The organism is Psychrilyobacter piezotolerans (genome assembly GCF_003391055.1).
Taxonomy (GTDB): Bacteria; Fusobacteriota; Fusobacteriia; order Fusobacteriales; family Fusobacteriaceae; genus Psychrilyobacter; species Psychrilyobacter piezotolerans.
Window position 1 is genome coordinate 42,129 of record NZ_QUAJ01000014.1, and the last position, 13,716, is coordinate 55,844.

12 protein-coding genes are annotated in these 13,716 nt (G+C 33.3%); 3 read left to right on the forward strand and 9 right to left on the reverse strand.

The window, feature by feature from the left end; translation table 11 throughout:
• Nucleotides 1-72: 72 nt before the first annotated feature.
• The 5 genes from DYH56_RS08960 to DYH56_RS08980 form a co-directional block, all read right to left on the reverse strand.
• A complete protein-coding gene (locus tag DYH56_RS08960) occupies nucleotides 73-1,797 on the reverse strand; it encodes an ABC transporter ATP-binding protein (protein ID WP_114642506.1) in 1,725 nt (574 codons plus the stop codon).
• A 334-nt stretch (nucleotides 1,798-2,131) separates the two neighbouring features.
• On the reverse strand, nucleotides 2,132-3,010 hold the full coding sequence (locus DYH56_RS08965) for an S-4TM family putative pore-forming effector (RefSeq protein ID WP_114642507.1): 879 nt from the start codon (nucleotides 3,008-3,010) through the stop codon (nucleotides 2,132-2,134).
• The gene (locus DYH56_RS08970; RefSeq protein ID WP_114642508.1) at nucleotides 3,003-3,659 is read right to left on the reverse strand and encodes an SEC-C domain-containing protein; all 657 of its coding nucleotides are present in this window, start codon (nucleotides 3,657-3,659) and stop codon (nucleotides 3,003-3,005) included. The genes DYH56_RS08965 and DYH56_RS08970 overlap by 8 nt, the downstream gene beginning before the upstream one ends.
• A gap of 1 nt (nucleotide 3,660) precedes the next feature.
• On the reverse strand, nucleotides 3,661-4,851 hold the full coding sequence (locus tag DYH56_RS08975) for a nucleotidyltransferase domain-containing protein (protein ID WP_114642509.1): 1,191 nt from the start codon (nucleotides 4,849-4,851) through the stop codon (nucleotides 3,661-3,663).
• A gap of 54 nt (nucleotides 4,852-4,905) precedes the next feature.
• Entirely contained in the window at nucleotides 4,906-5,424 is a 519-nt protein-coding gene (locus DYH56_RS08980; RefSeq protein ID WP_147269604.1) for a hypothetical protein, read from the reverse strand.
• 1,352 nt (nucleotides 5,425-6,776) lie between these two features.
• On the opposite strand from DYH56_RS08980, the gene DYH56_RS08985 reads away from it, so the two are divergent.
• The 3 genes from DYH56_RS08985 (at nucleotide 6,777) to DYH56_RS08995 (ending at nucleotide 9,434) form a co-directional block, all read left to right on the forward strand.
• On the forward strand, nucleotides 6,777-7,790 hold the full coding sequence (locus DYH56_RS08985; RefSeq protein ID WP_114642511.1) for a methionine ABC transporter ATP-binding protein: 1,014 nt from the start codon (nucleotides 6,777-6,779) through the stop codon (nucleotides 7,788-7,790).
• Nucleotides 7,783-8,439 carry a methionine ABC transporter permease gene (locus DYH56_RS08990; protein ID WP_114642512.1) on the forward strand — a complete coding sequence of 219 codons (657 nt, stop codon included), beginning with the start codon at nucleotides 7,783-7,785 and terminating at the stop codon, nucleotides 8,437-8,439. Before DYH56_RS08985 ends, DYH56_RS08990 begins: the two co-directional genes overlap by 8 nt.
• Nucleotides 8,440-8,642: 203 nt before the next feature.
• The gene (locus DYH56_RS08995; RefSeq protein WP_114642513.1) at nucleotides 8,643-9,434 is read left to right on the forward strand and encodes a MetQ/NlpA family ABC transporter substrate-binding protein; all 792 of its coding nucleotides are present in this window, start codon (nucleotides 8,643-8,645) and stop codon (nucleotides 9,432-9,434) included.
• A 91-nt stretch (nucleotides 9,435-9,525) separates the two neighbouring features.
• On the opposite strand, the gene DYH56_RS09000 is transcribed toward DYH56_RS08995, so the two are convergent.
• The 4 genes from DYH56_RS09000 to pfkA form a co-directional block, all read right to left on the reverse strand.
• Nucleotides 9,526-10,056: a hypothetical protein gene (locus DYH56_RS09000; protein ID WP_233500020.1), complete on the reverse strand. Its 531-nt coding sequence runs from the start codon at nucleotides 10,054-10,056 to the stop codon at nucleotides 9,526-9,528.
• A complete protein-coding gene (locus DYH56_RS09005) occupies nucleotides 10,049-11,059 on the reverse strand; it encodes a DUF3179 domain-containing protein (protein WP_158539106.1) in 1,011 nt (336 codons plus the stop codon). The genes DYH56_RS09000 and DYH56_RS09005 overlap by 8 nt, the downstream gene beginning before the upstream one ends.
• Before the next feature lie 179 nt (nucleotides 11,060-11,238).
• Nucleotides 11,239-12,669 (reverse strand): pyruvate kinase PykF, encoded by a 1,431-nt coding sequence (gene pykF, locus DYH56_RS09010; protein ID WP_114642516.1) that lies wholly within the window; start codon nucleotides 12,667-12,669, stop codon nucleotides 11,239-11,241.
• A 58-nt stretch (nucleotides 12,670-12,727) separates the two neighbouring features.
• Nucleotides 12,728-13,696 (reverse strand): 6-phosphofructokinase, encoded by a 969-nt coding sequence (gene pfkA / locus DYH56_RS09015; RefSeq protein ID WP_114642517.1) that lies wholly within the window; start codon nucleotides 13,694-13,696, stop codon nucleotides 12,728-12,730.
• Nucleotides 13,697-13,716: the final 20 nt, after the last annotated feature.

Below are 13,716 nucleotides of genomic sequence, written 5' to 3' on the forward strand. Positions count from 1 at the left end.
CTTGTCACGAATTTACACAGATTATCACAAATAAATTCTAGCTTAAACTGGCTAAAGTTCTATCTAATTATATCATACAAATCCATGAAACTCAGAGTTATACAATTTTTCATATTTTCCCTTTTTCCCAATGAGTTCTTCATGGGTCCCCTCTTCCTGGATCCCGTCTTTATCCAGATAGATTATATTATCTGAATTCTTTATGGTGGTCAGCCTGTGAGCTATGGTAAGGGTAGTTCTCCCCTCTGATAATTTAGCCAGGGAATCCTGGATATATTTTTCCGTCTGATTATCAAGGGCACTGGTAGCTTCATCCAATATTAAAATCTTTGGATTTTTCAAAAATATCCTGGCGATGGATATCCTTTGTTTTTGTCCCCCGGATAATTTTACTCCCCTTTCTCCTACCAGGGTATTCATTCCATCGGGTAATTCATTTATAAATTCCAGTGCATTAGCCATGGATGCCGCTCTCTCTATCTCATTTTCAGTGGCATCAATTTTTCCTAAACCGATATTATCTCCTATACTTCCATGAAATAAATATACATCCTGCTGAACAATCCCTATATTTTTCCGGAGGGAATTCTGGGTTATTCCTTTGACATCCACACCATCTATGGTGATCTTTCCTCTGCTTACGTCATAAAACCTGGGGAGGAGACTGCAGATTGTAGATTTCCCGGCCCCGCTGGGACCAACTAAAGCTACCTTCTCACCGGCTTTTATCTCTAAATTGAAATTTTTTAAAATTACCTCTCCATCATTGTATGAAAAATCTACCGATTTAAACTCCAGGTTCCCGGAAATATCTTCCAAATCTTCAGCTCCTTTACCATCCTTTATGTCGGGATCGATAGCCATGACTTCACAGAACCTTTCATAACCTACGGTTCCCTGCTGGTACATCTCCAAAAAAGATATCATTCTTTTTATAGGATCTAAAAACCTGTTTACAAAGAGTAAAAATGCAATCAATATACCGATTGTCATCTGCCCTTTCATCACCATGATTCCGCCTAAAACTAAGATTATAATCTGTATTCCGCCGGAAAATAATCCCGTTGCACTGGTCAATATACTTATGGGTTCAAATGCTTTCATGAGACTGTCGGCTACATTTTTATTATGCCTGTCGAATTTTTTCGAGCTCGTTTTCTCATTTCCAAATGCTTTTACAACTCTGATCCCTGCTATACTGTCCTCCAGGTGGGAATTGACCTCTGCCGAGACCACCCTGTAATCTTTAAAGGCACACTTCATCTTTTTATTTTCTTTTATGACAAAATAAATATAAAAAGGCAGGATCATAAATACTACCAGGGTAAGTGTAACATTTAAATTTATCATCAGGATAAAGGATCCTATGAAGGTAACAACTATTATAAATAAGTCCTCAGGACCATGATGTGCCAGTTCAGAAAGGATCTCCAGATCTCCCATAACTCTGGACATTATAGTCCCCGTTTTAGCATTATCATAGTAAGACAGGGATAATTTCTGCAGGTGAGTAAATAGTTTATTTCTCATATCATACCTTATATTTATCCCCATCTGATGACCGTAATAGGTCACTATATAGGCCAGAACAGCCCTTATCCCCTGCAGTACCACCAAGATGGAGATCAAAATCATAAAAAATTTATAATTCTTATTTGGCAGCTCCACGTCTATTATCCTCTGGGTAAATACCGGGAATGCCAGGTCTATCATTGCCATAAAAAATGCACTTGTAAAATCCAAGATAAATAATTTTTTATGAGGTTTAAAATGTTCAAAAATATCCGTTAATTTCATTCTTCCTCCTGCTTATACTTTCTTCGTGATCAAGGTTTTATGTAATTATATCATACGAATCCATAAAATTCAGAGTTATAGAATTTTTCATATTTTCCCTTTTCATAATAAATTAATTTTGATATTCATGAAATCGCCATCAGAAGGAAGAAAAGACCTAGTAAAATTAATTACTAAGTCTTTTTCTTTCTATTTAGATGTCGATCTTCTATGTGGTTTAACTTTTGTCCCATCTTTTTTTGTATACCCATCAACAGGAACTATTTTTTTCTGTTGTTTCCCAGAAGTTGAACTTTTTGTCTTAGCCATAATAATTACCTCCGTTATACTTTTATTAAAACGATAATAAAAAACTCAATAAACTTTTCCATTTTTTATGTAATTTTTTTGAATTGATTTTATGAAAAAAATCTGGAACTATCAGTAGCAAAGACCTTCTCTCATTAATTTTATCTTGAAGTTCTTTTAAAACTACAATTTCATTTATAACATTATTTTTTCCAAGAATATCAACCTTTTCATCCATAATAATAGAACAAGTAAAATATGTTTTAATACTGTGTAAATCTCTTACTAATATAGATAAAAAATTAAAAAAGCCAAATATATGAAATAATACAATATTAAGTGAGTTATTATATAAATCAAACAGTAAAAAAACAAATAAAATAAAAACAATACTCATTAATAATTTCTTGTATATATTTAATAAATTTTTATCCCAAAAAATATTCTCTTTTTGACACTGAAAAATTGTCTTGTTAAAATTAGTGGTTTCTTTAGGGTCATACCAATCCTTTACTCCACGAGCATCAGAATCGCCTCTATTTTTTATTTGCCTCTCATATTCTTCTGGATATTTTTCTTGAAGTTTTAAAGCCCCTTCTTTTATCTTTAAAATATTAGATGAAGAAAATTTAGTTGGGAACTCAAAAAGTGTTTCATCTATTAATTTTTTGGTTTCTGCCCCTCTTTCTATATTTTGTTTTATAAAATAATGTAAAATTACTCCAATAATAACTAATACTAAAAGAATTATAGAATTATTTTCTGAACTAATATCGAAATAATTAGTAACGCTAAATATACCCGTTATAATACTAAGCAACCACAAATAATTATTCAATTTTGAAGCTTTATTGTAATTAATTCTTGCTGAAAATAATAATTTTAATATATTTTCTTCATTTTGTTTTACTTTAATATCAATCATAATTTTTTTCCTCCTCAAGTATCATATTTAAATCATCTTTATAAAAAGTGCAATACTCAGGATTCATCAATTTATAAATTTTTTCTTTATGACAATTTCTTATTTTTTTACCACTTCCACAAGGACATAAATAGTGACCTTTATACTCTTTTTTAGAAACTATTTTTAAATATTCTCTAGCCTCTTCTAGCTTATTTACTTTAAAAAATTCCACATAATATTCTAAAATTCCTTTTGCCCCATGAGACCTATCTCCAAAGGGATATACACCATTATATTTTTTATAATAACTATAGCTATAAAAGTAAGGAATAACATAATTATTCATCCAATCAATTAATTTAAAGTTTGGAAACAAATTAATTTTCATATCTCCTTCCGTAGCTAAACATAGACTTCTATCCAAATAAATATGACCATATTTAGGATCTATCTTATTTCCAATTTCTTTTATTTTAGGAAGGATTTCAGGATAATTAGAATGGATAGTTATTTCTATTTCAAAATCATCAACCATTCTAATTCCATTATATGAGTCATTCAATTCGAATTTCCCTGAAATTATTTTTTCTTTTTTTAATGATTTTTTTATTGACAATCCAGGGAAGTTATCAATAACTTCCTGGATTTGAATCATATCTATGGGCATTTTATTGTCTCCAAGATTGACTAAGTCTTGTTATTTCTCTTGCTGGTTCAAGGTTATAATCAACAGTATCAATAATTGAGCTTAAATGTGTCTTCCCTATAGCCCCTTCTAATATACTTATGAATTTTTCATCTTCTAAACCAAAAGAATCTATAAGTTCTGTTTGGATATTCTCAACCCACTGGAAAAATAGTTTTGCCTTTTCTGGATCACTATTCCATTGATCAGCTAAATTATCTTCAGGATTTACAGGGTTTATAATACTCCAGTTACCTCCAGATTTTTTAATAACTATTCTTTCTTTATATCTTTGATCAAAACTAGATTCATCTAATATTTGTCTCTCTGAATATATTTTAAATTCTTTTACAATAAATTCTAATAAGTCATTTACCTCTAAATTAAAAGGAGCTGTCTTTGCAATCTCTGCACATATAGTTGTAATAATAGCAGATATTGTTTTTTTATTTGATTTTTTTATTTTATGAAAATAAATATCTCTATGTCTTTTGAAAATTTGAATAACTTTTTGAAGAGGCGTTTTTAAAAGTAAATCTGGAATTTCTTCAACTGTATTATATACGCCTTTATACGATTCCATAAATGCCTGACGTTGATTATCTCTATTCCAATCTAAAAATGGTTTATTTATATAATTGAACCACTCAATATAACCTTTAGGGTTAGATCTAATCCAAGTATAAATCGTTCCTGAATTTTTATTAGTTATAGCAATACTTTGTTTTGTTACATCATAACTAAAAATTAATTCCTCGTCTTCAGCAGCAGGAATAATATCAATATTAAACCCTACTCCATTAATATCTGCATAATTAAGAGTCCAACATTTATCCCATTCAATCAACATATCACTATAAATTTTATGTCCTTTTAAAAGATCACCTATAAGGTTTTTAATCTCCTTAGGATCTGTTGAATTTTTATTTTTTTTAATAAGACAAATAAAGTCTAGATCATAAGCCGTATCTTTTCCTTCTTTATAGGGTTTTACAACTGTTCCTAATGCAAATGATCCCTGGGGATAAATATCGCAATCAATTCCATTTTGTTTAAAAAATTCAGCTAATGCTTTATATTTTTCAATCGCATTTTTATACATTGTAGGTGTTATATCTAATCCTGTTATTAGTTTATTAAAATCTTTTCTTCTCTTTATTTTATTTTGTATCATTTTTTACCTCCGGTTATATTTTTTTGATGTTTTGTTATATCTATCAAAAAAATTCTAATTCAGAAGCACTCTATTTTTTTCTAACGCAACAGATCCTAGCAATAGTTTGGTAGATCTTTGAATAGAATAAAAATATTTTTTTAGTGTATCTAAAGTTTCCTTAAATACATGAGAAATAAACTCAGCAAGTAAAATCCATCCTAATTTTTCACTAACACATTCTATTAATATGCTTAGTTTTTGAGAATTAAAGCCTTTACTTTTCAACTCTTTTAATTTTTCAATCCTAAATTCTTTGTCTTCTAATTTCTGTTTTTTATTTTTCTCTTTTATATATTCTCTTTCAAAACAAGAAAGAGCTTCACTCAAAAAACTTTCAGAAGCAATAAATTTTGCTCCGATAGCTGTTTTATATTCTTTCTTTATAAATTTATAATTAATCTTATTTTGTTTTTTTATAGATGCTTTCTTTAACGATTCTATACTTTTTTCTATATTTTTTAGATAACGCACTTCATTAGAAAAAGAAGAGGTAATATTTAGTTCTTTTCTTTTGAGTTTTAATTTTTCCATTAAACTATGCAAATTTAATCCCTCCTTTTTCCACTATATATAGTTTATCCATACAAAATATTAGCACATATAGTAAAAAGTGTCTAACTCATTTTATAAAATAGGAGTATATAAAATTTATATACTTAGGTTTAAGATTGATAAATAAGGAGTATAAAAAGATAAAAAAACAAAAAACAATTCTTCCTTGACATTAGATTTTTTTGTTTTATGAATGTTTTTTAAAAAAACTTACGTTATTTTATATTTTTCTAAAATAAATAATTTAGTTTCTTTTTCTAGATGTTCTCTAGCTTCCTAATAAATATTCTACTCAGTCGTCCTACAGGATAAGTTTTCTCAAGATTCTTAGATTGTGTAATAATCTCTATCTCAAAATTTTATGTTTACAAAGTAAACTACTAGTATTTTGGTGATGCCATTCACTGGTAGAAATCTTGGGGATGCCCCTTGCGAGTACGCAGTGAAGCGAGGACTGTTACAGTAAAAAGACGGAAATTACCCCTGACTTACTCCTATAACATCATTTGGAAAAAGTCTGCTTTTCTTTCCTCTATTTCTTTTTCAGATAAAAAGAAACAGAGCCACTTAAGGGTGGCACCCTTAGAACCTTATTTTTTAAATATTTACTTAAAAGTTAAAAATATATTTAATAATTGTATATCAATCAAATTCCAAAGTTTCCGCCTTTGATACGGGTTACTTTTTCTCTGCAGCAAGAAATAAGTATCCAAAAAGTGCCGGAAGTTTATAATTATCTTTGTAAGCGAGTCCATAGATCCCCGTTTCTTAGCGGGATGCCTGACGGGCATGGCGGGCACGACGAAACCCGCCAGATATTTACCGTGGAGTTAAACGACTATAAACTTCATTTTTAAATCTAAAGAAATCTGTGTTGATTGGTGGCAAAAACAAGATAGGGGAAGAAAACACTAAAAAAAATACTTTATTTCATTTTCTGGCCTAAAAAAACAATACTAAAGTATATTTTTTTAAAAAAGTCTTTACATCTCAAAAAAACCATGTTATTATCTAAAAAAAATTATTAAGCGAGGAAGATTGTTATGAAAAATCTTGAATTCAGACAATTAAATATGATGATGATGCTTTGGAAGGGTTTGTAACTTAAATTATTTAATTTAAGGGCAGACTCATTTTGTATTAAATTACATGAGTCTGCCAAACATCTTTCAAGCAAGTACGAAAGCCTGTGGTAGACGCCGCAGGCTTTTTTTTATATTATTTTTCCCTCTTTCCACCGGTTGATGAGTACGGAAAAATTATATTTAGTAAATATAATTTTTCCTATGTCAAAGGTGCCAAAGGCAGGGTAACAAAAAGGAGATAAAATTATGATTCAGATCAAAAACATCAAAAAAACTTACACCAGTAATAATATCAGAGTAGATGCACTAAAAAATATAAACTTAGATATTGAAAAAGGAGATTTCTACGGGATTATCGGCCTCAGCGGAGCCGGGAAATCAACCCTTATCAGGCTATTGAACAGATTAGAAGAGCCAACCAGCGGTGAGATCCTGGTGGAGCAGAAAGATATCTTGGGTTTTAATAATTCTGAGCTTCAAGAGTACAGAAAGAAAACAGGGATGATCTTTCAGCACTTTAACCTCATGAATTCCAGGAGCGTAGGAGGTAATATAGCCTTTGCACTGGAGGTAGCCAACTATCCCAAGGAAAAGATTAAACCCAGGATTATTGAGCTCCTAAAATTAGTGGAATTAGAAGATAAGATCGACAGCTATCCGGCCCAGTTGTCCGGAGGACAAAAACAAAGGGTCGCCATCGCCAGAGCTCTGGCTAACCACCCGAAAGTTCTTCTTTCAGATGAAGCAACCAGTGCACTGGATCCAAAAACTACCAAGAATATCTTAAACTTATTAAAGGATATCCAGAAAAAATTAAACCTGACTATTATCCTCATCACCCATCAGATGGAGGTTATCAGGGATTCATGCAATAAGGTGGCAGTCCTGGACGGCGGTAATGTGGCAGAAGTAGGAGAGGTCGTAAATATATTTTCAAACCCCCAGACTGTAATTACCCAGGAATTTATAAAACATCTGATCCCGGAGGAAGAAGCAGAGGTTGCATTCAGCCAGAAGAGTGGCAGAAAGATAGTAAAACTCTCCTATGTAGGAGTGGCTGTTGATAAACCTATTATCTCTCAATTAGTCAGAAAATTTGATGTGGATATAAGTATCCTGGCCGGGAGTATCGACAAGTTAGTAACCAGCAGTGTAGGCCACCTTATATTAGAGCTAAGCGGTGAGATGGAAAAACAATTGAAAAGTATAGAGTGGCTGAAACAAAATAAATTAGGAATCGAGGTGTTGTACAATGGATAAAATTATAAGTCTGCTTTTACCGGCATTCAGCGAAACTATATACATGGTGTTATTTTCAGTGGTATTTTCCCTCCTCATAGGGATCCCCGTGGGAATATTATTATATGTCACAAAACCTGATAATATCCTGCCTATGAATAAATTAAATAAAATTCTAGACCTTATTGTCAACGTAGGAAGATCCTTTCCATTTATCATATTGATGATCTTGGTTTTACCCATATCGCGATTTATCGTAGGAACAACCATTGGATCTACAGCCAGCATTGTACCCCTGTCTATCTCAGCAGCTCCCTTTGTTGCCAGGATCATCGAGGGAGCTGTAAACGAAGTGGACAGGGGAATCATAGAAGCATCTGTCTCATTGGGAGCTTCTAAATTTGAAATTATTACCAAAGTATTGATACCGGAAGCACTCCCCGGTCTTATTCACGGTATCACCCTGACTATAATAAATTTAATCGGTTATTCTGCCATGGCAGGAGCTATCGGAGGAGGTGGTTTAGGAGATGTGGCAATCAGATACGGGTACCAGAGGTTCCAGGTGGATATCATGTTTATATCGGTCATCAGCATAATAATACTGGTTCAAATAGTTCAATTTACAGGAAATAGTATAGTAAATAATATTAATGCCAAGAGGAAGTAGAAGTATTTTCGACATAGCCACCAATGAACACTAATATTCACGAAAGAAAAATTAATCACAAAGAAATGAGAACACAAAGAGAAACAAAGATTAAATGTTTTAATTCGAGTTAATTGGTGTAAATTAGTGGCAAAAAGAAAAATATTTTGAATATATAAAGGGGTAATTCATGAATTATCCGTACATATAAGGAGGAAAAAATTATGAAAAAAATTATATTATTATTGTCACTTATTGCTATATTTGTCGGATGCGGAAAGAAAGAGGCCGCAGAAAACAACGTGCTGAGAATCGGAGCATCACCATCTCCCCACGCTGAAATTTTAAACCTTATAAAGGATGACCTGGCTAAGGAGGGAATCCAGCTGGAAATTGTTGAGTTTACAGATTATGTTACCCCTAATCTGGCCCTGAATGACGGAGAGATCGATGCTAACTTTTTCCAGCATCTGCCGTATTTAGAAGCTTTCTCAAAGGACAGGGAATTGGACCTCAGTTCTGTTGGAGGAGTATTCGTATCCCCACTGAGTCTTTTTTCAGATAGAATAAAAGATTTAAAAAATCTGCAGGATGGTGCTGTCATTGCCATCCCCAACGATCCTTCCAATGGCGGAAGAGCTCTGATCATATTGGAAAAAACCGGGCTTATCAAATTAGATCCCAAGGCTGGATTGAAAGCTACGGTGCTGGATATCACAGAAAATCCTAAAAAATTAAATTTTAAAGAGATCGATGCAGCTCAGCTCCCTAGATCCTTACAGGATGTAGATTGTGCATTTATCAATGGAAACTATGCTTTAGATGCCGGCATTGATCCCGTAAAAGATGCTATATTGAGAGAGGGAAAAGACTCACCTTATGCCAACATTGTAGCAGTTAAAACAGAAAATAAAGATAATAAAAAAGTAGAAGCTCTCATGAAAGCACTCCACAGCGAAAAAGTGAAAAATTTTATCATCGATAAATACAAGGGTATTATAGCACCAACATTTTAAGAGAAAGAAGGCCTAAGCCTTCTTTTTTATTAATTTTTATTTCAAAAAAAAAAGAGGCTCTTAAATCTTGAGTTCAAGCCTGCCTCTATCCTTATTTTACCCTTTTAACTCCCCATATGGCTCCCCATATTAAAATTAAAAGACTTCCGGGAATCAAGAATACCCTTATCTTTATAAAAAATAAAGTCAAACCGCTAAAAATCGGCCCCAATACAATTATAAATGTAGGAACACAGCATGCAAATCCTCCTAAAAAACTTGCAAATACACCTAAAAATCCGGTTTTCATTCCCAGAGGGCAGCTCCCGGGATGTTTCTTGGCATACAATGCTGTAGATATATTGACAAAAATTAACCCCGATAAAATAACCCCTAATAATATATTTAGCGGAGAAATAGCCATATAAATATTTTTGCCTGAAATCACTCCTACAGCCTCCCAAATAAAGGTGCTTTTCATTTTAAAAATCACGTCTCTCCAGTTGGAAAGAAAAAATATCCCCCCCTGAATATCATTTTCTAAAGATATATCTCCAACACTATAGAGATATAGTATGAAGTAGATTAATCCAGCTAAAAAACCAATCCGTCTACTACTCTTGTCCCTTAAAATTTTATTCAAATTTGTCACTTGAATCACCTACCGCGGTATCTGGATAAAAGGCATACCAGGCAAACCAGAATGCATCCATCCCTTTATAATGATCAAGGTAATGTTTTCCAGATTCTCCTTTATAATTCCACACCCTTTTCTTTACATCATCCACTATCTTTCCATCTGTCATCTCAAATTTCAGTTCATCTCCCTCAAAAATTCTGGAAAACCCCCGTACCGTATTAAGTTCTTCATCATAGAAGAGGACTGCCTTTATTTCTTTTATATCTATATTTACGATTTTTTTTCTCTTCACTTCATACCAGGATACCGCTGCCTGACTTTCCTCCCCTGCAAGCCCTCGAACCACAGTTTTAGGAGATAATCGATCACTTTTGGCCATAAGGGGAAAAAAAGATCCCCCTTTATTATAGTAACTATTTTTATCTGAAAAATTTCCATAGGGATCCCGTTGGTAATTTCGTATGGCTCCTGTCTTTTGCGAAAGTACATATGCATCTGGATATTTCTTTTTAGCTCTTTCCCATGTGGTCCATACCAGAGGAAACTGCTCTAATTCTTCTCCCTTTCTTTTTCCTTCTATGGAGACTCCCATTATCTGCGGCCAAAGGCTCTTTGTTTTTCTGTCATACATCACCAGATTGCTGTTTAAAAGTTTTCCCGAAACCCCCATGGTAGTTCCTGAAATTTTATAACCAATTACTGTAGATGTGAGGGGACAGTAAGTTATAGCCACCTCCCTACCCCCAACCTTGTCATTGATAATCTCATGCCATACCAAAATTTTCTGGGGAATAATTTTTATAAAATCATCCCCTTCCCAGAGAAAAACTATGTCACCATCTCTCATAATTTTTTTGCCGTCCTCCACCCTTATATATTCAGGTGCTCCTATTGCCGGTATCCCGTCTCTAGGGACACCTCCGCTCAAAATATTTTTGTTCAGTTCTTCAAAACTATAACCAAAAGTAATTATCGAATAAAAAATAAATATACATAACTTCAACAAAATAATCAACTCCTTTTTTTATAAACCCTTATGAACTAATACAAGAAATAAAATTTTATCCTTTTTAAGGGATTTTCTCTTTAAATAAAAAAACAGCGTGATGTTTCGTACAGACTTCTATACTATAAAAAAAAGGAGCTGAAATTTTCAGCTCCTTCAATATATTTATATGATTTCTATTATTTAATAGTTAATACTTTTAAAGTATTTGTAGTTCCCGGCTTATATAACTCTTCACCACAAGATAATACCACTACATCTCCTGCTACAGCATCTATATATCTCTTAGATATAATTTGTGCAAATCCTTCAAATGCTTCGATAGTCTTTACATTATCATCGATTGCTGAATCTGTATTCATCACTGGGTAAACACCCTTAGTCAGCATAAGCTGGTTAGCTGTAGTTTCATTGTTTGTAAGTGCTACTATATGTGCTGATGGGAAGTATTTTCTTAAGTTTCTAGCTGCTCTTCCAGTTTCAGTCGCTACGAAAATTAATTTAGCATTTAACGTCTCTGCTACTTCTACAGTTCCTTTAGAAACTGCTTCAGTTATACTCATTTCACCTCTGAAGTCATGGTGAACATATCCCATTACTGAATCTGTTTTTCTACAGATTTGGGCCATAGTTGACACAGCTTCCACCGGGTATTTACCCTTAGCTGTTTCCCCTGAAAGCATTACTGCATCTGTTCCGTCTAGGATTGCATTGGCTACGTCTCCGGCTTCTGCTCTAGTTGGTCTTGGGTTTTGGATCATTGAATCTAACATTTGAGTTGCTGTGATTACCATCTTTCCAGCTTCGTTACACTTGTCTATCATCATCTTTTGTGCAAATGGTACTTCTTCTACAGGTATCTCTACCCCTAGGTCTCCTCTGGCTACCATGATAGCATCAGATAATTCTAAGATTTCATCAAAGTTGTCCACACCCTCTTGATTTTCTATCTTAGAAATAATTTGGATCTTAGCTCCTCCGTTATCATCTAAAACTTTTCTTACTGCTCTTACATCATCAGCTTTTCTGATAAATGAAGCTGCCACAAAGTCTACCCCTTGTTCGCAACCAAATTTAAGGTCATTGATATCTTTTTCTGATAATGCCGGTAAGTTTACAGATACACCTGGTAAGTTTACCCCTTTATTTTCTCCCAATGCTCCAGTATTATTTACAGTACAGATTACCTTGTCTCCGGTAACTTCTTTAACTGTAAGTCCTACTAAACCATCATCTAATAAGATTGTGTTTCCAGCTTTTAGATCTTCTGTTAATCCTTTATATGTAACTGCTGCTATATCCTTGTTTCCAACGACAGTTTCATCAGTTGTAATTGTAAATTCCTGACCTGCTTCTAAGATTACGTCTTCTCCACCTTCTAATTTGATAGTTCTGATCTCAGGTCCCTTTGTATCTAAAAGGATAGCTGCCATAATTCCAGTTTCCTTTATTACTTCTCTCATTGTATCTATTCTACCACCATGTTCAACATAGTTTCCATGGGAAAAATTTAATCTCATTACATTCATTCCAGCTTTTAAAAGGCTGGTTAACATTTCCTTTGATTCTGATTTTGGACCAATGGTACATACGATTTTCGTTTTTTTCATTGCTTTCCTCCTGAATTTTTAAAAAATTATTATAAATGAGCTTCTGCTCAGCATTATATTATTTGGTTAAGATATGAGCTAATTCTATATCTTTTCTTTTTTGAGTATTATCCACTATTCCATTCCATGCATAATCAATGAATTTTGTAGTTATCTTATTGCTCTCAGAACAAATCATCATTCCACTTTCTCCTGCCATAAGTTCTTTTACAGCCTTAGCACCCATTTTTGTTGCTAATACTCTGTCGAATGCAGATGGTGATCCCCCTCTCTGAATATGTCCTAATACAGTTATTCTCAGCTCTGTATCTACAATTTTCTTTAATTCATTTCCGATTTCATAGGCAGACCCCACTCCCTCAGAAACTAAGATAATATCATGTAATTTACCCATAGCTCTTCTCTCTTTTATAACATCAGCTATATCCTGTACAGTATCCTTTGCTTCCGGTATGAAGAACCCGTCTCCTCCAGCAGCTAAGGATGCATATAGTGCTAAATCTCCTGCATCTCTTCCCATTACTTCTACTAAATAAGTTCTCTCATGGGAAGTGGCAGTATCTCTCAACCTAACCATAGCTTCTATGATTATATTTAAAGTTGTATCATATCCAATGGTAAAATCTGTTCCGATTATATCATTATCTATTGTCCCTGGAATTCCAATAACCTTAATTCCATGTTCCTTGTATAAAAGATCTGCTCCATGAAATGATCCGTCTCCACCGATAACAATAAGACCCTCTATCTCATGAGCCTTTAAATTAGCTGCAGCAATTTTTCTTACTTCCGGATCTTTAAATTCAGGCAGTCTGGCACTCAAAAGTACCGTTCCTCCCCTGTCTATAATTCCACTTACATCAGAACTAGTCATCTTAAAGATATCATTATCTACCATACCTTTATAACCTCTTCTTACTCCAAACACTTCTATTCCTTGGTAAAATGCAAACTTTGCTGCTGATCTAATGGCAGCATTCATCCCTGGTGCATCTCCTCCACTTGTTAATATGGCTATTTTTTTCATATCCAAACACCCCTTCAATA

Bases quoted from the DNA above. Each gene is read 5' to 3' on its own strand.
- DYH56_RS08975 (WP_114642509.1), bottom strand. From the start codon at position 4,851: ATGATACAAAATAAAATAAAGAGAAGAAAAGATTTTAATAAACTAATA.
- DYH56_RS08980 (WP_147269604.1), bottom strand. From the start codon at position 5,424: ATGGAAAAATTAAAACTCAAAAGAAAAGAACTAAATATTACCTCTTCT.
- DYH56_RS08985 (WP_114642511.1), top strand. From the start codon at position 6,777: ATGATTCAGATCAAAAACATCAAAAAAACTTACACCAGTAATAATATC.
- DYH56_RS08970 (WP_114642508.1), bottom strand. From the start codon at position 3,659: ATGCCCATAGATATGATTCAAATCCAGGAAGTTATTGATAACTTCCCT.
- DYH56_RS08995 (WP_114642513.1), top strand. From the start codon at position 8,643: ATGAAAAAAATTATATTATTATTGTCACTTATTGCTATATTTGTCGGA.
- DYH56_RS08960 (WP_114642506.1), bottom strand. From the start codon at position 1,797: ATGAAATTAACGGATATTTTTGAACATTTTAAACCTCATAAAAAATTA.
- pfkA (WP_114642517.1), bottom strand. From the start codon at position 13,696: ATGAAAAAAATAGCCATATTAACAAGTGGAGGAGATGCACCAGGGATG.
- DYH56_RS08990 (WP_114642512.1), top strand. From the start codon at position 7,783: ATGGATAAAATTATAAGTCTGCTTTTACCGGCATTCAGCGAAACTATA.
- pykF (WP_114642516.1), bottom strand. From the start codon at position 12,669: ATGAAAAAAACGAAAATCGTATGTACCATTGGTCCAAAATCAGAATCA.
- DYH56_RS08965 (WP_114642507.1), bottom strand. From the start codon at position 3,010: ATGATTGATATTAAAGTAAAACAAAATGAAGAAAATATATTAAAATTA.